General features: G+C 68.9%; 18 protein-coding genes. 11 read left to right on the forward strand and 7 right to left on the reverse strand.

Going from position 1 to position 21770, the window contains the following annotated elements:
- On the reverse strand, positions 1-788 hold a 788-nt coding region (gene ilvC / locus Q8Q77_RS04000), incomplete at its 3' end, for a ketol-acid reductoisomerase (protein ID WP_305581412.1).
- A gap of 141 nt (positions 789-929) precedes the next feature.
- The gene (locus Q8Q77_RS04005; RefSeq protein ID WP_305581414.1) at positions 930-1751 is read right to left on the reverse strand and encodes an RcnB family protein; all 822 of its coding nucleotides are present in this window, start codon (positions 1749-1751) and stop codon (positions 930-932) included.
- Positions 1752-1889: 138 nt separating this feature from the next.
- Here Q8Q77_RS04005 and Q8Q77_RS04010 point away from each other — a divergent pair, with 138 nt between their 5' ends.
- Positions 1890-2441: a DUF924 family protein gene (locus Q8Q77_RS04010; protein WP_305581416.1), complete on the forward strand. Its 552-nt coding sequence runs from the start codon at positions 1890-1892 to the stop codon at positions 2439-2441.
- Between the two features lie 114 nt (positions 2442-2555).
- Here Q8Q77_RS04010 and Q8Q77_RS04015 read toward each other — a convergent pair whose 3' ends face one another.
- Complete coding sequence (locus Q8Q77_RS04015; RefSeq protein WP_305581418.1) at positions 2556-3635, reverse strand: alkaline phosphatase family protein; 1080 nt, start codon at positions 3633-3635, stop codon at positions 2556-2558.
- A 149-nt stretch (positions 3636-3784) separates the two neighbouring features.
- Between Q8Q77_RS04015 and Q8Q77_RS04020 the strand changes: the two genes are divergently transcribed.
- From Q8Q77_RS04020 to Q8Q77_RS04040, 5 genes are all read left to right on the forward strand, one after another.
- Positions 3785-4621, forward strand: a complete 837-nt coding sequence (locus tag Q8Q77_RS04020) for a thymidylate synthase (RefSeq protein ID WP_305581420.1) — start codon at positions 3785-3787, stop codon at positions 4619-4621.
- A gap of 17 nt (positions 4622-4638) precedes the next feature.
- On the forward strand, positions 4639-5157 hold the full coding sequence (locus Q8Q77_RS04025; RefSeq protein WP_305581422.1) for a dihydrofolate reductase: 519 nt from the start codon (positions 4639-4641) through the stop codon (positions 5155-5157).
- Between the two features lie 82 nt (positions 5158-5239).
- Entirely contained in the window at positions 5240-6151 is a 912-nt protein-coding gene (locus Q8Q77_RS04030) for an SMP-30/gluconolactonase/LRE family protein (protein WP_305581424.1), read from the forward strand.
- 95 nt (positions 6152-6246) lie between these two features.
- Positions 6247-7785 carry a DUF4118 domain-containing protein gene (locus Q8Q77_RS04035; RefSeq protein ID WP_305581426.1) on the forward strand — a complete coding sequence of 513 codons (1539 nt, stop codon included), beginning with the start codon at positions 6247-6249 and terminating at the stop codon, positions 7783-7785.
- Positions 7782-8474, forward strand: coding sequence for a response regulator (locus tag Q8Q77_RS04040; RefSeq protein ID WP_305581428.1), 693 nt, complete (start codon positions 7782-7784; stop codon positions 8472-8474). Before Q8Q77_RS04035 ends, Q8Q77_RS04040 begins: the two co-directional genes overlap by 4 nt.
- Here Q8Q77_RS04040 and Q8Q77_RS04045 read toward each other — a convergent pair.
- On the reverse strand, positions 8471-10384 hold the full coding sequence (locus Q8Q77_RS04045) for a potassium transporter Kup (RefSeq protein WP_305581430.1): 1914 nt from the start codon (positions 10382-10384) through the stop codon (positions 8471-8473). The genes Q8Q77_RS04040 and Q8Q77_RS04045 overlap by 4 nt on opposite strands.
- Positions 10385-10486: 102 nt before the next feature.
- Entirely contained in the window at positions 10487-11587 is a 1101-nt protein-coding gene (locus Q8Q77_RS04050) for an NADH:flavin oxidoreductase (protein WP_305581432.1), read from the reverse strand.
- A gap of 206 nt (positions 11588-11793) precedes the next feature.
- On the opposite strand from Q8Q77_RS04050, the gene Q8Q77_RS04055 reads away from it, so the two are divergent.
- Together Q8Q77_RS04055 and Q8Q77_RS04060 are read left to right on the forward strand one after the other, a co-directional pair.
- Positions 11794-13071, forward strand: a complete 1278-nt coding sequence (locus Q8Q77_RS04055; protein WP_305581434.1) for a cytochrome P450 — start codon at positions 11794-11796, stop codon at positions 13069-13071.
- 391 nt (positions 13072-13462) lie between these two features.
- On the forward strand, positions 13463-14695 hold the full coding sequence (locus Q8Q77_RS04060; protein ID WP_305581436.1) for a PLP-dependent aminotransferase family protein: 1233 nt from the start codon (positions 13463-13465) through the stop codon (positions 14693-14695).
- Between the two features lie 130 nt (positions 14696-14825).
- On the opposite strand, the gene Q8Q77_RS04065 is transcribed toward Q8Q77_RS04060, so the two are convergent.
- Positions 14826-14957, reverse strand: a complete 132-nt coding sequence (locus tag Q8Q77_RS04065) for a hypothetical protein (RefSeq protein WP_305581438.1) — start codon at positions 14955-14957, stop codon at positions 14826-14828.
- 113 nt (positions 14958-15070) lie between these two features.
- Entirely contained in the window at positions 15071-15703 is a 633-nt protein-coding gene (locus tag Q8Q77_RS04070) for a TetR/AcrR family transcriptional regulator (RefSeq protein ID WP_305581440.1), read from the reverse strand.
- A 172-nt stretch (positions 15704-15875) separates the two neighbouring features.
- Between Q8Q77_RS04070 and Q8Q77_RS04075 the strand changes: the two genes are divergently transcribed.
- From Q8Q77_RS04075 to Q8Q77_RS04085, 3 genes are read left to right on the forward strand one after another with little or no spacing between them, the layout of a single operon-like run.
- Positions 15876-17033 (forward strand): efflux RND transporter periplasmic adaptor subunit, encoded by a 1158-nt coding sequence (locus Q8Q77_RS04075; protein ID WP_305581442.1) that lies wholly within the window; start codon positions 15876-15878, stop codon positions 17031-17033.
- A gap of 9 nt (positions 17034-17042) precedes the next feature.
- Complete coding sequence (locus Q8Q77_RS04080) at positions 17043-20183, forward strand: efflux RND transporter permease subunit (RefSeq protein ID WP_305581444.1); 3141 nt, start codon at positions 17043-17045, stop codon at positions 20181-20183.
- Positions 20183-21580 (forward strand): efflux transporter outer membrane subunit, encoded by a 1398-nt coding sequence (locus Q8Q77_RS04085; RefSeq protein WP_305581446.1) that lies wholly within the window; start codon positions 20183-20185, stop codon positions 21578-21580. The genes Q8Q77_RS04080 and Q8Q77_RS04085 overlap by 1 nt, the downstream gene beginning before the upstream one ends.
- Positions 21581-21770: the final 190 nt, after the last annotated feature.

Raw genomic sequence — 21770 nt, forward strand, 5'->3', positions numbered from 1 at the left:
CCGGTCACGTACTCGCCGTACTCGGCGGTGTTGGAGATCGAGTAGTTCATGTTGGCGATGCCGCCTTCGTAGATCAGGTCCACGATCAGCTTCACCTCGTGCAGGCACTCGAAATAGGCCATTTCGGGCGCGTAGCCCGCCTCGACCAGGGTCTCGAAGCCGGCGCGGATCAGTTCCACCAGACCACCGCACAGCACGGCCTGCTCGCCGAACAGGTCGGTCTCGCATTCCTCGCGGAAGGTGGTCTCGATGACGCCCGAACGGCCGCCGCCGATGGCCGAGGCGTAGGCCAGGCCGAAGTCGTGGGCGTTGCCCGTCGGGTTCTGGTGGATGGCGATCAGGCACGGCACGCCGCCGCCCTTCTGGTACTCGCCGCGCACGGTGTGGCCAGGACCCTTCGGCGCGATCATCAGCACGTCGATGCCGGGGGCCGGCTCGATCAGGTTGAAGTGGACGTTGAGGCCGTGGGCGAACAGCAGGGCCGCGCCGTCGCGGATGTTGGGCGCGATTTCGTCGTTATAGATGCCGCGCTGCAGCTCGTCGGGCGCCAGCACCATGATGGCGTCGGCCCAGGCGGCGGCTTCCGGCACGGACATGACCTTCAGGCCATCGGCCTCGACCTTCTTGGCGGTCGCCGAGCCGGGGCGCAGGGCCACGACCACGTTCTTCACGCCGGAATCCTTCAGGTTCAGCGCGTGCGCGCGACCCTGGCTGCCATAGCCTACGATGGCGATCTTCTTGTCCAGGATGCGGGCGAGGTCGGCGTCGCGGTCATAGTAGACGCGCATGATCATTCTCCTGAGACGAAGGTCGCCACGGATCCGCGCAACGGCGCCGCAGCAAAGGCGGGGCTATGGAGGGGAATTTTGCGCGAAGGTCAAGACTTCCCTCGCCTTTCGGAGAGGGAAGTCCCGCGGCCAAACGACCGTCTACCAGAAGAGGTTGCGGGCCACCTGGATCACCCGTCCACTGAACATGTCCACCAGCAGGGCGTCGTCCCCGACCCGGACCCATTCGTAGCCGATGGGCGGAATGGGCAGGCCATAGGCCCACCAGTCGTCGATCCGGTACTGCGGCTCCCACCAGCTGCGCGGCAGCAGGTCGCCGAATACCCAGCTGTGGGCGTAGAAGCCGCGCGGCGCGTGATAGGCCCAGCCGCGGTAGCGCTGCTGGCTGCGCCAGTCGGGCTGGTAGTGGCGGCGGTCGTAGCGCGGCCGCTGCTGATGGCGGCGCGCGTCGTCCCAGCGACGACCGTCGTTGCGGTTCCAGTCGCGCCCGTCGTTGCGGTCTCGGTTCCAGTCGCGGCCGTCGCGCCGGTCATCGCGGCGATCGTTGTTCCAGTCGCGATCGCGCCGCTCCCCCCGCTCGGAGTCGGGACGCCGCCCGTCGCGGTTCCAGTCGCGACGCTGCTCGGGCGCGAGCTGGACCACGGCGGGCGCGGGCGGACCCGCCTGGTCTCCGCCGCGGCTCCCTCGGTCGCCACGGTTCCAGTTCCCACGCTCGCCGCCCGGACGCGGGCCGCGTTCGCCGCCGTCGCGCACCCGCGGCGCTTCGGGAGCGGGCGCGGCCTGCGGCGCGGCCGGTGCTTCGCGCGCCTCCCGGGCAGGACGGGTTTCCGGGGCTGTCTGCGGCCGGTCCGTGTTCTTCCAGCTGCGGCGCATTTCGGGCCGGTAGCCGCCCTCCTGGGCGGCGGCCACGCCGGTGGAGGCCAGCAGGGCCAGGACCAGAACGCTCGTACCAAATTTCGTCATGTCTATTCTCGATGTGGCGGAAGACCGCCGACGCCCGAATTGGTCCCTTGGTTAACAGGGATGACTCCGACAAGCTGAACCGCGCTTGAACGAAAGGCCGCGCCATCCGACATAGGGCGACCGATCGAGAGGGTTCAGATGGCCGCACCGCAGGACGTCACCGGCTTCTGGCGCACCGCGGGGCCGCCGAAGTGGTACGCCAAGAACGCCAAGTTCGACGCCGCCATTGCGCTGAAGTTCGAGCCCGTCCACTACGCGGCCGCCCGCGGCGAGTATGACGGCTGGGCGGTCAGCGCCGAGGGGGCGCTCGCCCTGCTGATCCTGTTCGACCAGTTCCCGCGCAACCTGTTCCGAAGGTCGCCCCACGCCTTCGCCACCGATGGCAAGGCCCGCCAGGTGGCGCGCACGGCGGTGAGCGCCGGCCACGACCGCGCCGTCGAACCGCAGTTGCGGCAGTTCTTCTACATGCCCTTCGAGCACTCCGAGGACCTGGCCGACCAGGACGAGGCCGTGCGCCTGTTCACCGCCGTCCGGGACGAGACGGGGGACGCGGAGTCGCTGAAATGGGCGTTGATCCACCGCGACATCATCGACCGCTTCGGCCGCTTCCCGCATCGCAACGCCAGCCTGGGCCGGATCACCACGCCGGCCGAACAGGCCTTCCTCGACGAGGGCGGCTTCGCGGGCTGAGGCGGGGCCTAGTTGCCCTTGGTCGGGGAGACGTTGTGGTCGCTCTGCATCTCGGCGAAGCTGCGGATGCCTTGGGCCATTTCGGCGGGGCGTCCAGCCGCCTGTAGCTCTCGCCTAGCGCGGGTCCTCGAAGATCGGTAGCGGCGCCCCGGCCGTCGGGTCGAACGCCTTCCAGTCCAGCCCCAGGGCGGTGAGCGCCGTGGCCGCCACCTGGTCGGCGCCTGCGCACTGCGGCGTCTTGGAGAGCCCCGCCTTCACCCCCGGGCCGATCACCGCGATCCATGTCTCGTCGGAACGCGGCCACAGCACCTTGCCGTGGCTCTTCCAGTCGCCCTTCTTGTCGCCGGCGCCGCGGCCATGGTCGGTGGTGACGATCAGCGTGGTCTTGCCGCCATAGGCCTTGTCGGCCTGCAGGGCGGTCCACAGCTCGCGCAGGAAGCCGTCGGTGCGCCGCGCGGCGTCCAGCGTCAGGCCGTAATGGCCCTCATGGGCGAAATCGTCGGTCTCACCATAGGAGATGTAGACCATCCTCGGCTTGTCGCGCTTCAGCGCCTCCAGGGCGTAGTTGTGGGTGAAGACGTCGAACCGCACGGTCGCCCAGATGCGCGGCGTCTGCGTCTGCATCCGCCCCAGCGCCGCCTCGAAGGACGTGCGGGCCTTGGGCGTCGTCATGCCCGCATCGACCGGGACGCCGCTGCGCTCCGCGTTGATGATGGCCGGGAACACGTTCCACGAGGTAAAGGCCGCCACCTTGCCCTTGAACCCCGGCTGGCGGTTCAGCCACTCGAGGACCGTGACATTGGCGTTCGGGGTCGGGTCGTTGGAGCGGATCGCGGGATCGGGGCGTCCGGTCAGGATCTCGTTGTAGCCGGGATAGGAGAACCACTGGTCGTTGGTGACCCGCGCGCAGGAGCCGTTGTCGCGGTCGCCGATCAGTACGCCCTGCTTGGCCACCACCTCGTGCAGGAACGGCATCAGCGCCGCCTTGCGGTCGGTCGGATCCAGATAGGCCGCCTTCACGGCCTTGCGATCCTCGACATAGGTCGGGTCTTCGGCGAGCGCGGTCTCGGCCCCACGGAACACCTCCTGCCAGCGCAGGCCGTCCAGGGTCACCAGCACCACCCGGCTGTCGGCAGCCGCCGCGTTCGCGGCCGCGAGGCTCATCGCCGCCGCCAGAACCCCCAGAATCCTCATCGCGCTCTCCCCCGTGTCGCAGTCCCGATAGGACGCCCCGGCGACGACGGTGTGACAAGCCTTCGCGGCTGTGGAGAAGCCGAAATGGTCGCAACCGAGGCGTAAGCGAATCAGCTACGAATCACCTGGATCCTAACTTGGCCTCGCCCATGAACGCTCACGTCGCCATCGTCGAAGCCGCCGCCGCCCATCCGGAGCGGCAGTATCTCGACCTGCTGGCCGACATCCTGGCCAATGGCGTCGAGCGCGGCGACCGCACCGGCACCGGCACGCGCGGCGTTTTCGGCCGCCAGATGCGCTTCGACCTGGCCAAGGGCTTCCCCTTGCTGACCACCAAGAAGCTGCACCGCAAGTCGATCATCCTCGAACTGCTTTGGTTCCTGCGCGGCGACACCAATGTGAAGTGGCTGCAGGAGCGGGGCGTCAGCATCTGGGACGAATGGGCTGGCCCGAACGGCGAGCTCGGTCCCGTCTACGGCAAGCAGTGGCGCTCCTGGACCGCCCCGGACGGGCGGGTCATCGACCAGATCGCCGCCGTGGTCGAGAGCCTGAAGACCATGCCCCATTCGCGCCGCCACATCGTCTCGGCCTGGAACCCGGCCGATGTCGACGACATGGCCCTGCCGCCCTGCCACTGCCTGTTCCAGTTCTTCGTGGCCGACGGCAAGCTCTCCTGCCAGCTCTACCAGCGCTCGGCCGACGTCTTCCTAGGCGTGCCGTTCAACATCGCCTCCTACGCCCTGCTGACCATGATGGTGGCCAAGGTCGTGGGCCTGCAGCCCGGTGAGTTCGTCCACACCCTGGGCGACGCCCACCTCTATCTGAACCACCTCGACCAGGCCCGGGAACAGCTCGAACGCGAGCCCCTGCCCCTGCCGATCATGGAGATCGCCGACAAGCGCGACCTCTTCGCCTTCGAGTACGAGGACTTCAAGCTCCGCGGCTACAAGGCCCACGACAGGATCAGCGCGCCGATCGCCGTCTGACCTGCTAAGACGCGGGCATGCCCACACCGATCCTCACCGCCGGCCCCATCGCCCGGTCGCGCAACGGCGTCATCGGCCGCGACGGGGGCCTCCCCTGGCGGCTCAAGTCCGACATGGCGATCTTCCGCGCCGTGACCATGGGCAAGCCGGTGATCATGGGCCGCAAGACCTGGGACAGCCTGCCGCGCAAGCCGCTGATCGGGCGCACCAACATCGTGCTCAGCCGCGACGGCTCGTTCGAGCCCAAGCAGGCCGTGGTCTGCGAGGAGTTCGCCGAGGCCTTCGCCATCGCAAAGGAACAGGCGCAGGAGGACGGCGTCGACGAGGTCTGCGTCATCGGCGGCGCTTCGCTGTTCGAGATGGCCCTGCCTCGCGCCAAGCGCCTCTACCTCACCGAGGTCGACGCCGAGGTCGAGGGCGACGTGGTCCTCTCCCCTATCGACGAGAGCCGCTGGACCGAGGTGCGCCGCGAGTCCTATCCGGCCGGCGATGGCGACGATCACCCCTTCACCTTCCGGGTGCTGGAGCGGCGCTGAGGTCCTTGACCTGCCCTCGCGTCGCCCGGCCATAGTCGCCTCCGAACGCCGTCATCCCGAGCGGCGAGGGGGGAGCGCCACCATGGACATGCAGCTGATCGCCGAGGGTTTCGAGTTTCCCGAAGGCCCCATCGCCATGGCCGATGGCGGCGTCATCCTCACCGAGATCAAGGGCCAGCGCCTGACCCGGGTGCATCCCGATGGCCGCAAGGAGACCCTGGTCGAGACCGGCGGCGGCCCCAACGGCGCGGCCGTGGGCCCGGACGGCGCCATCTACATCACCAACAACGGCGGCGCGTTCCAGTGGCTGGACAACGGCGGCATGACAATCCCGGGCCCCACGCCCGCCAGCCACACCGGCGGCATGATCCAGCGCTTTGACCTTGAGACCGGGGCGCTCACCACCCTCTACGACGCCTGCGACGGCCGCCGGCTGATCGGGCCCAACGACCTGGTCTTCGACAAGCAGGGCGGCTTCTGGTTCACCGACCACGGCTGCTCGACGCCGGAGGGCCGCAAGTACGGCGGCCTCTACTACGCGAAGGTCGACGGCTCCCACATCAGCCGCCAGCGCGACCACATCATCTCGCCCAACGGCGTCGGCCTCTCGCCGGACGAGAGCGTGGTCTACGTGGCCGACACCCAGCTCGGCCGGCTCTGGGCCTTCGACGTCGCTGAACCGGGCGTGCTCGCCCCCCAGGCGGGCTTCGGCCCAGGCCGGGTGATCAGCAACCTGCCGGGCTACCAACTCCTCGACAGCCTTGCCGTCGAGGCCGCGGGCAAGGTCTGCGTCGCCACCATCATCAACGGCGGGATCACCGTCTTCGACCCCGACGGCTCGACGGAGCACCACGCCTTCCCCGACCTGATCGTGACCAACATCTGCTTCGGCGGCGCCGACATGATGGACGCTTGGGTGACCTGCTCGGCCACGGGCAAGCTGTTCAAGGCCCGCTGGCCCCGGCCGGGCCTGGAGCTGAACTACAACGCCTGAACGCGGCCGCCAGCGCCATCGAGGTGATTGCGTCCGACCGCGGCAAGGCCCAGTAGACTCGCCGACCAAGCAGGCCTCAGGAGGTCAGGGACGCAATGGCGAAAGCACGGCCCGGTTGGCGTGGGCGGGCGATCGGGAAGGCGGGGGGCTACCTTGCGGCCGCGGCCCTGGTCTCGAGCGCCAACCTTGTCGGCCATGCGGGCGGCGGACAGTTCGCGGGCGCCAACCTGGCGATGCTGTTCCTGCTGGCCGTGCTGGCGAGCGCCCTCGGCTTCGGGCTCGGCCCGGCCCTGTTCGCGGCCCTGCTCGCGGCGGTCAGCTACAATTTCTTCTTCCTGGAGCCGCGCCTCACCCTGGCGATCGCCCATCCCGCCGACATTCTCACCTTCATGGTGTTCTTCGCCGTGGCGCTCGCCACCGGAGGGCTGGCGGGCCGGGTCCGGGACGAGGCCAGGACCACGGCCCGTCGGGCGCGCACCGTCAGCCTGCTGCTGGAGGCTAGTCGTCGCCTCTCCGCCGCCGCCAGCCTCGACGACGCGGCCGAGACCCTGGCTGAGCAAGCCGCCATGGCCGCCGGATCGAGCGCCATCGTGCTGCTGCCAGACGGCGAGAGCATGCGGCTGGCGGCGGGGCCTCCCGGCTTGACCGATCTGGCGGAGCCGACCTGGCTCGCCGCGCGCCACGCCTGGGAGACCGGGGAGGTCGCCGCGAGGGGCGGCGCGCGCCCTGCCGACGCCGGGTGGTTCCTGCGGCCCCTGTCGGGCCCGCACGGACGGGTCGGGATCATCGGCTTCCGCGGCGCGGGCCTGGCCCTCGATCCCGAACAGGAAGGGCGGCTGGTCGCGTTGCTGCACCAGGGCGCAGCGACGTTGGAGCGGGCCGGCCTCGCCGCCGCGGCGGCCGAGAACGAGGCGCTCCGCAGGGCCGACCATCTGAGATCGGCGCTCCTGAACTCGATCAGCCACGATTTCCGGACACCGCTCTCGACCGTGCTCGGCGCCTCCACCACCCTGCTGGAGTACGAGGCGGACCTGAAGCCGTCAGTGCGTCGCGACCTGTTGCACAGCATCGCCGAGGAGGCTCGCCGTCTGAATCGCTATGTCGGCGACCTACTCGACATGAGCCGGTTGGAAGGCGGGGCGCTCAAACCCCGGCAGGAGCCGACCGATGTTCGCCAGGTGCTGACCTCGACGCTGACTCGGCTCGACGAGCAGATCGGCGCCCGGCGGATCGTCCACGACTTCGCCCGCCAGGTGTCGCAGGTCAGCGCCGACTCCACGCTGCTGGGACAGGCGGTGCTCAACATCCTGGAGAACGCCATCGCCTACAGTCCCGACGGGTCGGCCATCGAGCTCGCGGTGCAGGAAGACCAGGACCACGTGCTGATCTCCATCGAGGACGAGGGGCCCGGCATCCCAGCCCAGGCGCTCGACAGCGTCTTCGATCGGTTCCGCAGGCTGGAGACCCCGACCGACCGGGCGCAGGGCCTGGGCCTGGGCCTGTCCATCGCCAAGGGCTTTGTGGAGGCGATGGGTGGGAGGATTGCGGCCACCAGCCCGGTTCTCGATGGACGCGGCACGCGGTTCCTGATCTCGCTGCCCAAGGCCCATCGCACGCCAAGGGACCTCCTGTGAGCCTTCGTCTCCGCATCCTCGTCGTCGACGACGAACCCCAGATTCACCGGTTCCTGTCACCCGCCCTGGAAGCCGCCGGCTTCGAACCCATCCGGGCCGAGACCGCTGCCGCCGCCCTGCGTGAAATCGCCCTGCGCGCGCCCGACGCGGTCATCCTGGACCTCGGACTTCCCGACATGGACGGCAAGGACGCGCTTCGGAAGGCGCGGGAATTCTATGACGGTCCGATCCTGATTCTCTCCGCCAGGGACCGCGAGACCGAGAAGATCGACGCCCTGGATCTCGGAGCCGACGATTTCGTCGAGAAGCCGTTCGGTGTCGGCGAGTTGCTGGCCCGCCTGCGCGCCGCCATCCGCCGCGGCCCTAGCGGCGGGACGGCGCCCACGGCGGTGCGCGCGGGCGAGCTGGACATCGATCTGCCCATGCGCTCGGTCCGACGCGACGGCGCCGCGGTGCGGCTGTCGCCCAAGGAGTTCGAACTGCTGGCGCGTCTGGTCCAGGGCGGCGGCAAGGTGATCACCCACCGCCAGTTGCTGACCGCCGTCTGGGGTCCGGCCCACGAACACGACACCCAGTATCTGAGGGTCTTCATCGGCCAGCTTCGCCAGAAGCTGGAGTCCGACCCCGCCCAGCCGGCGCACATCGTGACTGAGCCGGGCGTCGGCTACCGCTTCATCGGCGACACCTAGATCGCGACCTGGGCGCCCATCTCGACCACGCGCCCGGGCGGGATGCGGAAATAGTCCGTCGGATTGGCGGCGTTTTTCATCAGATAGATGAACAGCCTGTCCTGCCAGAGCGGCATGCCCGGCCCTGTTCCGGCCACCACCGAGCGGCGGCCCAGGAAGAAGGACGTCGCCATCACGTCGAACTTGAGCCCCTGACGGCGGCTCGCGCTCAAGGCCCTGGGCAGGTTGGGCTGCTCCATGAAGCCGTAGGTCACCGTGATGCGATCGAAGTCGGGACTGATCGTCTCGATATGGACCCGGCCCGCCTCCGGCACGCGCGGACGGTCCGACGTCTGCACGGTCAGCATGATGTTCCGCTCATGCAGCACCTTGTTGTGCTTCAGGTTGTGCATGAGCGCCACGGGCGCCACGTCGGCCTGCGAGGTGAGGAAGATCGCCGTGCCCGGCACGCGGAACGGCGAGCGGCGGTTGAAGGTCGCGATCAGATCTTCGAGTGGAACCGAGTCACGCTGCGTCTTGTCGCCGAGAAGCCGCGCGCCCTTCATCCAGGTCCACATGACCAGCACGATGGCGCCGCCGGCCGCGATCGGGAACCAGCCGCCGTCGGCGATCCGCAGGACGTTGGATCCCAGGAAGACCAGGTCGATGCAGAGGAACGGGACGACCACCGCGAGGGACACGGCCAGCGGCCACTTCCACAGCTTCTGCTCGACGATGAACAGCAGCAGCACGGTGACCACCATGGTCGCCGTCACGGCGATGCCATAGGCCGACGCCAGGTTCGAGGAATTGCGGAACACGAACAGCAGCAGCACCACCCCGACCAGCAGGAAGGCGTTGACCGCCGGCACATAGATCTGGCCCGCGACCGTCTCGCTGGTCCGCTTGATCTCGATGCGCGGCAGCAGGCCAAGCTGGACCGCCTGCTGGGTGACCGAATAGGCGCCGGTGATGACCGCCTGGCTGGCGATAACCGTCGCCGCGGTGGTCAGGGCCATGACCGGCCAGTAGGCCATCTCCGGGATCATGCGGAAAAAGGGGCTCTCGGCCGTGGACGGGTCGCTCAACACCAGCGCGCCCTGGCCCAGATAATTCAGCATCAAGCAGGGGAAGGCGACCATCAGCCAGCCGGCGCGGATCGGCGCCTTTCCGAAGTGCCCCATGTCGGCATAGAGCGCCTCCGCCCCGGTGACGACGAGGAACACGCTGCCCAGGATGGCGAAACCCAGCAGGCCGTTGCCGACCAGCAGACGGACCGCGTAGGTCGGGCTGAGCGCCTTCAGGATCGACGGCTCCTGGACGATATGGATCATGCCCATGGCCGCCAGGGTCAGGAACCAGACCAGCGTGATCGGGCCGAAGAACCGGCCGACGGCGGCTGTGCCCCGCGACTGGACCAGGAACAGGCCGGTCAGGATCACGGCCGCGGCCGGCAGGACATAGGGTTCGAAGAGCTTGCCGACCCCCGGCGCCAAGGTGAGGCCTTCGGTGGCTGACAGCACGGAAATCGCCGGTGTGATCAGGCCGTCGCCGTAGAACAGCGCCGCGCCGCAGATGCCGAGCACCAAGATCCATCCCGACCGCCGGCCGGCCGCGTGCTGGGCCAGGGCCATCAGGGCCAGGGTGCCGCCCTCGCCCTTGTTGTCGGCGCGCATGACCACGACCACGTATTTCAGGGTCACGATCAGCAGCAGCGCCCAGAAGATCAGCGACACCACCCCGAACACCGCCAGGTCCGAGGCGCCGCCCTTGGCGTGGGCCAGCGCCTCCTTCATGGCGTAGAGGGGGCTGGTCCCGATATCCCCGAACACCACGCCGATCGAACCGAGCGTCAGGGCCCAGAAGCCCTGCCCCCGCTTGGCCGCCGCAACTGGCGCGGCGTCCGGCGCCAAGACCTGCTCACCCGACATCCGACACCCTCACGTGACCGAGGCCATGGCTTAGGCCCGGTCGACGTCAGGGTTCGATGTGGATTGCGGCCCCCACGCATAAGGGCGGCGTAAAGGTCGCCCCTAGTACAGCGTCGCCATCACGCCCCGGTCGAAGCTCTTCAGCTCCTCGGTGCGGCCGTCGCGGATCTTCACCACCCACTCCGGGTCCTGCAGCAGGGCGCGGCCGACGCCGACCAGGTCGAAGTCCCCGCGTTCCAGGCGCTTCTCCAGCTCGTCCAGCGAGGCGGGCTGGGAGGCCTCGCCCGCGAAGCCGGCGATGAACTCGCCCGAAAGGCCGACCGAGCCCACCGTGATGGTCGGGACGCCGGTGACCTTCTTGGCCCAGCCGGCGAAGTTGAGGTCCGAGCCCTCGAACTCGGGCTCCCAGAACCGCCGCTGCGAGCAATGCAGGATGTCGGCGCCGGCATCGACCAGGGCGCCCAGCCAGGCTTCCAGCGCCTTGGGGTCCTGGGCCAGCTTCACCTCATAGTCCTGCTGCTTCCATTGGCTGATGCGGATGATCACCGGATAGTCCGGTCCCACCGCCTTGCGCACGGCCTTGAGGATATCGGCGGCGAAGCGCGCCCGGCCCGGCAGGTCCTTGGAGCCGTAGGCGTCTTCGCGGCGGTTGGTGCCGTCCCAGAAGAACTGATCGATCAGATAGCCGTGCGCGCCGTGCAGCTCGACGGCGTCATAGCCCAGCGCCTTGGCGGCGGCCGCGGCGTCGGCGAAGGCGCGGATTGCGTCGGCGACGTCGGCGTCGCTCATCGGGGCGCCGAATTCCTTGTCCGGGCGCGACAGGCCCGAGGGGCTGTCATACTGGCCGGGCGGGCTCCATTCCGGGTCGCGGGTGCGCACGGCGCCCACGTGCCAGAGCTGCGGCGCCATCACCCCGCCCGCGGCGTGGACTTCGTCGATGACGGTCTTCCAAGCGGCCAGCTCCTTCTCGCCATGGAAGCGCGGCACGTTGCGGTCGTTCACCGAGGCGGGGCGGTCGACGCCCGTGCCTTCCGAGACGATCAGCCCCACCTGGCCCTCGGCGCGGCGGCGGTAATAGGCCGCCACCTCCTGGGTCGCCACGCCGTCCGGCGAGAACGAGCGGGTCATCGGCGCCATCACGACGCGGTTGGCGAGATGCAGGCCCTTGAAGGTGAAGGGCGTGAAGAGGGCGGCGGCGGCCATGGGCGCTCCGGTTTCAAACAGATGTTCGGCGCACGTAGAGCATGGCCGCGGCGCCACGTCAGCGCAGAAAAACTGGCGCGACCCCCTAAAATGACGCAGGTGTCATCGATCACGGGGTTGCCAGCCGGGCCCCGCTCCCGCATTCTTCTGAACAGTGATTAGATAGCGACAGAAGCGCCCGCAGATGGCGCTGCACGGAGGATCCCATGAGCGACGGCGCGATCGACCTGAAAGCCGAGGCCCGGGCCAAGGCCTATGCCATGCCCCTGGAGGACATCAACCTCACCGACCTCGAATTGTGGCGCACCGACACCATGTGGCCCTACTTCGAGCGCCTGCGGAAAGAGGATCCGGTCCACCTCCACCCGGCCGAACACCACGAGGACGGCGCCTTCTGGTCGGTGACCAAGTACAACGACATCATGGCCGTCGACACCAATCACGAGGTGTTCTCGTCCGAGCCGGCGATCACCATCTTCGACCCCAAGGAAGACTTCACGCTTCCGATGTTCATCGCGATGGACCCGCCCAAGCACGACGTCCAGCGCAAGACCGTCAGCCCCATCGTCTCGCCGGCCAACCTGCATGTGCTTGAGCCGCTGATCCGCAGCCGCATCCAGAAGACCCTGGATGAGCTCCCCATCGGCGAGCCCTTCGACTGGGTCGACCGGGTCTCCATCGAGCTGACCACCCAGATGCTGGCCACCCTGTTCGACTTCCCCTGGGAAGACCGCCGCATGCTGACCCGCTGGTCGGACGTGGCCACGGCGGGTCCGGAATCCGGCCTCTTCAGCTCCACCGATCCCGAGATCGTCGACGCGGAACGGAAGATGGAGCTGTTCGGCTGCGTCGACTATTTCACCCGGCTCTGGAACGAGCGGATCGCCGCCGAGCCCAAGGGCGACCTGATCTCCATGCTCGCCCACGGCGAGGCCACCAAGAACATGGACCGGATGGAGTATCTCGGGAACCTGATCCTGCTGATCGTCGGCGGCAACGACACCACCCGCAACTCGATGACCGGCTCGGTCCTGGCGCTCAACCAGAACCCCGACCAGTACCGCAAGCTACGCGACAATCCCGGCCTGATCCCGTCGATGGTCTCCGAGACCATCCGCTGGCAGACCCCGCTGGCCCACATGCGCCGCACGGCCACCAAGGACTTCGAGCTGGGCGGCAAGACCATCAAGAAGGGCGACAAGGTCATCATGTGGTACGCCTCGGGCAACCGGGACGAAGAGGTGATCGACAACCCGAACGCCTACATCATCGACCGCGAACGGCCCCGTAACCACCTCTCCTTCGGCTTCGGCATCCACCGCTGCGTGGGCAACCGCCTGGCCGAACTCCAGCTGCGCATCCTCTGGGAAGAGATCCTGCCGCGCTTCCCCGAGATCAAGGTCCTGGACGAGCCCCGCCGCGTGCCCTCGGCCTTCGTCAAGGGCTACGAGTACATGGAAGTGGTGATCCCGACCAAGAACTGAGGCTCACAAGAGTCCAAAGGCCCAGCGTTCCTTCTCCCCTTGCGGGAGAAGGTGTCGGGCGAGGAGCCCGACGGATGAGGGGTCTCTCAGAACTCGCCGCCGCAACTCAGATCTCGGACGGATAGGGCTTTCGACCCCTCTCTCGCGGGGCCACCTTCTCCCGCAAGGGGAGAAGGGTTCGACGGGATCGCCGCGGGGGTTTCCCTATCAGCGTCGCCCCGCTAAGCTTGGCCCATGAGCAAGTTCAAACGCGCTCCGCGACGCTTCTGGCGCCGCCGGACGCAGGGCCAGACCTGCAGCGTATGCCCCTGACCCCCATCAGGTGAGAGGCCGCGTCCGCGCGGCCAGACAGACGCCCACGGCGTCGGCGATACGATAAGAGACCTTGCTCATGACCACCCCGCCCCCCGACTGGGCCGCGCGTTTCAGCGACCGCATGGCGCGCGTCCGCGCCAACGAGATCCGCGAGCTGCTCAAGCTCCTGGACCAGCCCGACATTCTCTCCTTCGCGGGCGGCATCCCCGACCCGGAGATGTTCCCCGCCGCCGCCATCCAGGCCGCCTATGACGAGATCCTGGCCGATCCCGTCCAGGCGCGGCAGGCCCTGCAGTACTCGGTCAGCGAGGGCTACCTGCCCCTGCGCCGCTGGATCGCCGAGCGCATGGCCCTTTCGGACGTGGCCTGCGACGAGCACAACATCCTGCTGACCGCCGGCTCCCAACAGGCCCTGGACCTGCTGGGCAAGCTGTTCCTGAGCCCAGGCGACACGGTGGTGGTCGCGCGGCCGACCTATCTGGGCGCCTTGCAGGCCTTCAGCGCCTACGAACCCGACTATCTCGACCTGCCCAGCGGCGCGCTTTGCGGGGAGATCGACGGGACGGCCCTGCTGGACGGTCGCGCGCCCCGGCCGCTTGGCTATTTCGTCCCCGACTTCGCCAACCCGACCGGTGAAAGCCTCACCCTGGCCGAGCGCGAAGCGCTGCTGGACCTGGCCGAACGCCAGGACATGACCCTGATCGAGGACGCCGCCTATCGCGAGCTGCGGTTCGGCGCCGCCCAGGCTCCCAGCCTGCTCGCCCTCGACATCGCCCGCACAGGCTCCATCGAGACCGTGCGGACCCTCTTCTGCGGCACGCTATCCAAGACCATCTCGCCGGCCCTGCGCATGGGCTGGGTCTGCGGTCCCCGGGCGGTGATCGAGAAGCTGGTCCTACTCAAGCAGGGCTGCGACCTGCACGTCTCCACCATCAACCAGATGGTCGCCTACGGCACGGTGTCCGAGGGTTACGAGCAACACCTGTCGCGGCTGCGCAACGCCTATGGCGCCAAGGCCCGGGCGACCCTCGACGCCCTTGCGCGGCACATGCCGCTGGGCGTCACCTGGTCGAAGCCGGAAGGCGGCATGTTCGTCTGGCTGTGGCTGCCGGAGGGCATGGATGGCAAGCTCCTGCTGGAACGCGCCATCGCCGAGGAGCGCGTCGCCTTCGTGCCCGGCGAGCCGTTCTTCGCCGAGGTCCCCGCGGCCAACGCCATCCGCCTCAGCTATTCCCTGCCGACGGACGTCCAGATTGAGGATGGCGTGGCGCGGCTGGCCGGCCTGATCCGCAGGATCGGCGGGGTCTAGGCCGCACGAACTCAGGCCCAAGAGCGTGACAGCCTGAAGTGGATACCGGTTCAGGCGGCCTCACGCTCTAAGCTCTTGAAGATAGACTCTTTTCATCCGGTCAGATGAGTCCAGCTGACCCGGAAAGGGTCTAGAGGACCAATCCGAACAGCCATTGCAGGCCGACCGTGAGGGCGACCAGCGCCGCGGCCGTAAAGGCGAAGCAGATCGCGCTTTCGCCGAGGGTCTTTGGCGCACGCTGAGCGGTGTGATGCAGCGACATCGTTTCCTCCACGCGCCGGCCCGCTCTCGAGGGCTTGCCGTACGCAAAATGCAGGATGCGACCAAATTCGTCGTCTGACCAGAGCCTTGTGACGCGGCCCCGATGCGCGGTGCCTAGGATTCGGCCTTGTTCGCGGGCTGGCCGACACAGTCCGTCAACAAATGGCGCAGCACCGAGCCCAGGACCTCACCCATGGCCTGTCGATTCGCGCCCGGATTGTTGACCCCGCGGATCACCATGCCCTCGAACAACATGCTCAGCACCTCGCCCCGCGCCACCAGTTCTTCCTCGCTGGCGCCCGGCGGGCTGACCCGGTCGAGGATCGACCGCTTCAGCGCCCGCTCGACGGTGTCGGCCTCCCGCACGATGGCGGCGACCCGCGGATTGCGCGCGGCCTCGGCCAGGACCTCCAGCATCAGGGCGGCGCGATCGGGTTCATAGTGACGATCGAGGGCGTCGAAGCGCTGGCTGACGATCGTCTCGACCAGCGAGCCCCCGGCCCTTTCCATCTCGGCGAACTTCTCGCGCATCTCGGCCAGGTCCTGGTCGACGATGGCGGCGATGATCGCCTCCTTGTTCTCGAAATAGCGGTAGATCTGGCCCACGCTCAGGCCCGCGGCCTGGGCGATTTCGGCCATGCTCGCCCCGTGGAAGCCCGCCCGACGGACGCACGCGCAGGCCGCGTCGAGGATCTGCTGGCGCCGGGCTTCCGCCGTCGGCCGGGCCGGGGTTATTGCGTCCGTCACTAGGCCTCCCCAATTGTGCGTTGCAACAAAAGTCTGTCGCCTGCGGTTGACTTGCCCGTTGGCCGACCTTAAGTCCGCCACCCGAGAATGAACGTTCATTCTCATGTCGTCTACCCGCGGGATTCCGTCAAGGCCACAGGCCTGCGGCGCCCTGCCGCCCCCAGGTGCGAACATGCCTCTATCGATCCGGAGCGGCGCGGCCGCCGTCCTCGCCGTCCTCGCCCTGGCCGCCTGCGGCCCCAAGACGCCGGGCGGTCCCGACATGGGCGGCCCCGCCCCAGTCGGCTTCATCGTGGCGCGCACCGAACCGGTGGCGCTCACCACCGAGCTGTCGGGCCGCACCTCGGCCGTGCTGGTCTCCGAGGTCCGGCCCCAGGTCGGCGGCATCGTCCAGGCCCGCCTGTTCCAGGAAGGCGGCCAGGTCCGCGCCGGCCAGGCCCTCTACCAGATCGATCCCGCCACCTATCGCGCCAGCCTCAACAGCGCCAACGCCGGCCTGGCCCAGGCCCAGGCCGCCCATGTCTCCGCCAAGCTGAAGGCCGACCGCTACAAGGACCTGGTGGCGATCAGCGCCGTTTCCCGCCAAGAGAACGACGACGCCCAGGCCGCCGCCCAGCAGGCCGCCGCCAACGTCCAGGCCCAGCGCGCGGCGGTGGACCAGGCGCGCATCAATCTCGGCTACACCCGCGTGGCCGCGCCCATCTCCGGCCGCATCGGCAAGTCCACCGTCACTCCCGGCGCCCTGGTCACCGCCGGCCAGGCGAACGCCCTGGCCGTGGTCCAGAACCTCGACCGGATCTATGTCGACGTCACCCAGTCCTCCGCCGATCTGCTGAAGCTGAAGCGCGACATGGCCAACGGCCAGCTGGGCGCGACCAACACCGCTCAGGTCAGCCTGATCCTGGAGGACGGCTCGACCTATCCCCTGCCCGGCACGCTGCAGTTTTCCGACGTCACCGTGGACCCCGGCACCGGCTCGGTCGGCTTGCGCGCGGTCTTCCCCAATCCCCAGGGCGCCCTGCTGCCCGGCATGTATGTCCGCGCCAGGCTCAGCAAGGGCGTGGCCACCAACGGCATGCTGATCCCCCAGGCCGCCGTCAGCCGCGATCCCAAGGGCCAGGCCACGGTCCTGGTGGTCGGCGCGGGGAACAAGGCCGAGATCCGGCCCCTCACCGTCGCCCAGACGGTGGGCGACAAGTGGCTGGTCACCGGCGGCCTGAAGTCAGGCGAGAAGGTGATCGTCGAGGGCCTGCAGAACCTGCGGCCCGGCGCAGACATCAAGCCCGCCCCGCTCGGCGCCAAGCCCGCCCCCGTCAGCGCCAAGTCCTAGGTCCCGGCCATGTTGTCCCGTTTCTTCATCGACCGGCCGATCTTCGCCTGGGTCGTGGCCATCGTCATCATGCTGGCCGGCGCCCTGGCCATCCGCAGCCTGCCGATCGCGCAGTATCCCGACATCGCCCTGCCCCAGGTGGCGGTCCAGGCCTTCTATCCCGGCGCCTCGGCCAAGACCGTCGAGGACAGCGTCACCCAGGTCATCGAGCAGAAGATGAAAGGCCTGGACGGCCTGCTCTACATGTCGTCCAGCAGCGACTCGAGCGGCGCGGCCACCGTCACCCTGACCTTCAAGGGCGGGACCAATATCGATATCGCCCAGGTGCAGGTGCAGAACAAGCTGCAGACCGCCACCGCCCTCCTGCCCCAGGAGGTGCAGCAGCAGGGCCTCAGCGTGGTCAAGTCAGCCCGCAACTTCCTGATGGTGGTGGGTCTCTATTCCGCCGACGGCAAGTCCACCGACAACGACCTGGCCGACTACATCGCCTCGAACCTGCAGGACCCGATCAGCCGGGTCGATGGGGTCGGCGACGTCCAGCTGTTCGGCGCCCAATACGCCATGCGCATCTGGCTGGACCCCGCCAAGCTGGCCTCCTTCTCCCTCACCCCGGCCGACGTGATCGCCGCCATCCGCGCCCAGAACGCCCAGGTCTCCGCGGGCCAGCTCGGCGGCGCGCCGTCCACCCCCGGAACGGCGCTCAACGCCACCATCAGCGCCCAGTCGCGCCTGCAAACCCCCGACCAGTTCCGGGCGATCGTCCTGCGCACCACGCCCGACGGCGCCCACGTCTTCCTGCGCGACGTCGCCCGCGTCGAGCTCGGGGCCGAGAACTACGGCTCTATCGCCAAGTACAACGGCCAGCCGGCCGCGGGCGTCGCGATCAGGCTCGCGCCCGGCGCCAATGCGCTCGACACCGCCGCGGCGGTGAAGGCCCGCGTCGACGAACTGTCCTCAAGCTTTCCCGCCGGCGTCGAGTACGTCATCCCCGTCGACTCTACGCCCTTCGTGCAGCAGTCGATCGAGGAGGTGGTGAAGACCCTGGTCGAGGCCATCGTCCTGGTCTTCCTGGTGATGTTCCTCTTCCTGCAGAACTGGCGCGCCACGCTCATCCCGACCATCGCCGTGCCGGTGGTCCTGCTGGGCACGTTCGGGGTGCTGGCGGCCTTCGGCTACTCGATCAACACGCTCACCATGTTCGGCCTGGTGCTGGCCATCGGCCTGCTGGTCGACGACGCCATCGTCGTGGTCGAGAACGTCGAGCGGCTGATGGAAGAGGAAGGCCTGTCGCCCAGGGAGGCGTCGCGCAAATCCATGGACGAGATCACCGGCGCCCTGATCGGCATCGCCCTGGTCCTGGCCGCGGTCTTCGTGCCCATGGCCTTCTTTGGTGGCTCCCAGGGCGTGATCTACCGCCAGTTCTCCATCACCCTGGTCTCGGCCATGGCGCTGTCGGTCCTCGTCGCCCTGGTCCTCACCCCGGCGCTCTGCGCCACCCTGCTCAAGCCCAAACCCAAGGGTCACGGCGTCACCAAGAGCGGCTTCTTCGGCTGGTTCAACCGCAACTTCGACAACGCCAGCGGCCGCTACCAGAACCAGGTCCGCCGCATCCTGGGCAATGGCGGGCGCTGGATGCTGATCTATGCCGGCATCATCGTGATCCTGGCCCTGCTGTTCGTCCGCCTGCCCACGGCCTTCCTGCCGGAAGAGGACCAGGGCAATGTCATCACCCTGGTCCAGCTTCCCCCCGGCGCGACCGCGGAGCGCACCCAGGGCGTGCTCAAGCGGGTCCGCGAGCACTACGCCAAGGACGACGCCGTCCTGGCGGTGTTCACGGTCTCGGGCTTCAGCTTCTCGGGCGCCGGCCAGAACGCCGGAATCGCCTTCGTGCGGCTGAAGCCCTTCGAAGAGCGCAAGGTCGGCGACCTCAAGGCCCCAGCCGTGGCGGGGCGCGCCATGGCGGAGTTCGGCGGCTATCGCGACGCCATGGTCTTCGCCGTCGTCCCGCCGGCGGTGCCGGAGCTCGGAACCTCCTCGGGCTTCGACTTCCAGCTGCAGGACGTCGGCGGCGTGGGTCACGAGACGCTGATGGCCGCCCGCGGCCAGATGCTCGGCATGGCCGGCCAGGACCCGACCCTGGCGGGCGTCCGGCCCAACGGCCAGGACGACACCCCGCAGCTGCGTATCGACGTCGACCAGGCCAAGGCCGGCGCACTGGGCCTGACCACCGCCGACATCAACAGCTCGCTCAGCGCCGCGCTTGGCGGGGCCTACGTGAACGACTTCATCGACCGGGGACGGATCAAGAAGGTCTTCGTCCAGGCTGATGCCCCCTACCGCATGGCCCCCGAGGACCTGGAGCGCTGGTACGTGCGCAACGACAAGGGCCAGATGGTCCCCTTCTCGGCCTTCGCCACCACCCGGTGGACGGTCGGCTCGCCCCGCCTGGAGCGCTATAACGGCCTCTCGTCGGTCAACATCCAGGGCGCCCCGGCGCCGGGCAAGAGCTCGGGCGAGGCCATGAAGTCCATGGAGACCCTGGCCGCCAAGCTGCCCCCCGGCATCGGCTACGAATGGACCGGCCTGTCGCTGCAGGAACGGGAGTCCGGCGCCCAGGCGCCAGCCCTCTACACCCTCTCCGTCCTTGTGGTCTTCCTGTTGCTGGCCGCCCTCTATGAGAGCTGGACCATCCCGCTGTCGGTGATCATGGTCGTCCCCCTGGGCGTCGTCGGCGCGGTGCTGGCCACCACCCTGCGCGGCCTCTCCAACGACATCTATTTCCAGGTGGGCCTGCTCACGACCATGGGCCTGGCGGCCAAGAACGCCATCCTGATCGTTGAGTTCGCCAAGGACCGCTACCGCGCCGGAGCCGACCTGGTCGAGGCCACGCTCGAGGCCGTGCGCATCCGCCTGCGGCCGATCCTGATGACCTCGCTGGCCTTCGTCTTCGGGGTCCTGCCGCTGGCCATCGCCAACGGACCGGGCTCAGGCAGCCAGCACGCCATCGGCACGGGCGTGATCGGCGGGATGATCTCCGCCGTGGCGCTCGCCATCTTCTTCGTCCCGCTCTTCTTCGTCCTGGTCCAGCGCCACCTCGGCCGCGCCCCCAAGACCGAGGAAGCCGTTCCCACCCCCAGCGAGGCGAGCTGATGTCGCGTCGAACCCTAGCCGCGGTCCTGCTGGCCGCGACCGCCGTCTCGGCCTGCACCATGGCCCCGCGCTATGAGCGTCCGGCCCTGCCGGTCGCCCAGGCCTGGCCCGAGGCCGCGACCGCCCAGGGGCCCTCCGCCGCCGAGCTCGACTGGCGGCAGGTCTTCCAGGACCCGGGCCTGCAAGGCGTCATCGACCTGGCGCTCAAGGAGAACCGCGACCTGCGGGTGGCGGTCGGCAATATCGAGCGCGCGCGGTCGCAATACCGCATCCAGCGCGCGGCCCTGCTGCCGACCATCAACGCCACGAGCTCGGAGACCCAGTCGCGCACCCCGGCCTCGGTCTCCCAGACCGGCCAAGCCTTCGAGACCGAGCAGTACAGCGCCACCGTCGGGCTCGCGGCCTATGAGCTCGACCTGTTCGGCCGGGTCCGCAGCCTCAGCGCCGCGGCCCTGCAGAGCTACTTCGCCACCGAGGAGAACCGCCGCGTCGCCCAGATCAGCCTGATCGGCGAAGTGGCCACGACCTACCTCACCCTGGCCGCCGACCAGGACCTGCTGGCCATCACCCGCGACACGCTCAAGGTCCGCGAGGACGCGCTCGGCCTGGCGCGCAAGCGCTTCGAGGGCGGGGCCACCTCCCAGCTCGACCTGCGCCAGACCGAGACCCTGGCCGAACAGGCCCGCAGCGATGCGGCGGCGGCTGAGGCCCTGGTCGATCTCGACCGTAACGCCCTGCGCCTGGTGGTCGGCGCCGAGGTCCCGGCCGACCTGCTGCCCAGTGGCGGCCCGACGCAGATCGCCGTCCTGGCCGACCTGCCCCCCGGCTTGCCGTCCGAGGTCCTGACCCGCCGGCCGGATGTCCTGGCCGCCGAGCACACGCTCCAGGCCCAGAACGCCAATATCGGCGCCGCGCGCGCGGCCTTCTTCCCGCGGATCACGCTCACGGGCGCCACCGGGAACGCCAGCACCGACCTCGACAAGCTGTTCAGCGCCGGGACCGGGACCTGGAGTTTCATGCCGCAGATCACCCTGCCGATCTTCGCCGGCGGGGCCAATATCGCCGGCCTCGGCGTGGCCAGGGCCAATCGCGATATCGCCGTCTCGCAGTATGAAAAGGCCGTCCAGACCGCCTTCCGGGAGGTCTCCGACGCGCTCGCCATCCGCGCCACCATCCGCGAGCGGATCGAGGCCCAGGAGCGCCTGGTCGCCGCGGCGACCGACGTCCAGCGCCTGACCCAGGCCCGCTACGATCGCGGCGTCGACGGCTATCTGGCCCTGCTGGACGCCCAGCGCACCCTCTATGGCGCCCGCCAGGCCCTGACCAACACCCGCCTGGTGGAAGCCACCAACCGCGTCACCCTCTACCGCGCGCTGGGCGGCGGAGCTGGCCGCTAGGCCGGCGCGCTTCAACCCCCTCCGTCACGTCGCCGAAGAGGGCGACGCGCCACCTTGTCTGTTGGAGCGGTGTTAGTCTGACGGTGTCTTCCGGGACGTCCGCCTGACGCGCCAACGCCAGGCGGACTGTCGGTGGAGGGACCGTCGCCACCTGAGCCTTTTGGGCTGTGGGGGAGCAGGGTCGCCGCCG

The sequence above is a fragment of the Phenylobacterium sp. genome (assembly GCF_030698145.1).
Classification (GTDB): Bacteria; Pseudomonadota; Alphaproteobacteria; order Caulobacterales; family Caulobacteraceae; genus Phenylobacterium.

Excerpts from the sequence above, each read along its gene's own strand:
- Q8Q77_RS04025 (WP_305581422.1), top strand. The coding sequence starts at position 4,639 with ATGCCCACACCGATCCTCACCGCCGGCCCCATCGCCCGGTCGCGCAAC.
- Q8Q77_RS04030 (WP_305581424.1), top strand. The coding sequence starts at position 5,240 with ATGGACATGCAGCTGATCGCCGAGGGTTTCGAGTTTCCCGAAGGCCCC.
- Q8Q77_RS04050 (WP_305581432.1), bottom strand. The coding sequence starts at position 11,587 with ATGGCCGCCGCCGCCCTCTTCACGCCCTTCACCTTCAAGGGCCTGCAT.
- Q8Q77_RS04065 (WP_305581438.1), bottom strand. The coding sequence starts at position 14,957 with ATGTCGCTGCATCACACCGCTCAGCGTGCGCCAAAGACCCTCGGCGAA.
- Q8Q77_RS04055 (WP_305581434.1), top strand. The coding sequence starts at position 11,794 with ATGAGCGACGGCGCGATCGACCTGAAAGCCGAGGCCCGGGCCAAGGCC.
- Q8Q77_RS04005 (WP_305581414.1), bottom strand. The coding sequence starts at position 1,751 with ATGACGAAATTTGGTACGAGCGTTCTGGTCCTGGCCCTGCTGGCCTCC.
- Q8Q77_RS04035 (WP_305581426.1), top strand. The coding sequence starts at position 6,247 with ATGGCGAAAGCACGGCCCGGTTGGCGTGGGCGGGCGATCGGGAAGGCG.
- Q8Q77_RS04075 (WP_305581442.1), top strand. The coding sequence starts at position 15,876 with ATGCCTCTATCGATCCGGAGCGGCGCGGCCGCCGTCCTCGCCGTCCTC.
- Q8Q77_RS04015 (WP_305581418.1), bottom strand. The coding sequence starts at position 3,635 with ATGAGGATTCTGGGGGTTCTGGCGGCGGCGATGAGCCTCGCGGCCGCG.
- Q8Q77_RS04010 (WP_305581416.1), top strand. The coding sequence starts at position 1,890 with ATGGCCGCACCGCAGGACGTCACCGGCTTCTGGCGCACCGCGGGGCCG.
- Q8Q77_RS04080 (WP_305581444.1), top strand. The coding sequence starts at position 17,043 with ATGTTGTCCCGTTTCTTCATCGACCGGCCGATCTTCGCCTGGGTCGTG.
- Q8Q77_RS04020 (WP_305581420.1), top strand. The coding sequence starts at position 3,785 with ATGAACGCTCACGTCGCCATCGTCGAAGCCGCCGCCGCCCATCCGGAG.
- Q8Q77_RS04045 (WP_305581430.1), bottom strand. The coding sequence starts at position 10,384 with ATGTCGGGTGAGCAGGTCTTGGCGCCGGACGCCGCGCCAGTTGCGGCG.
- Q8Q77_RS04085 (WP_305581446.1), top strand. The coding sequence starts at position 20,183 with ATGTCGCGTCGAACCCTAGCCGCGGTCCTGCTGGCCGCGACCGCCGTC.
- Q8Q77_RS04060 (WP_305581436.1), top strand. The coding sequence starts at position 13,463 with ATGACCACCCCGCCCCCCGACTGGGCCGCGCGTTTCAGCGACCGCATG.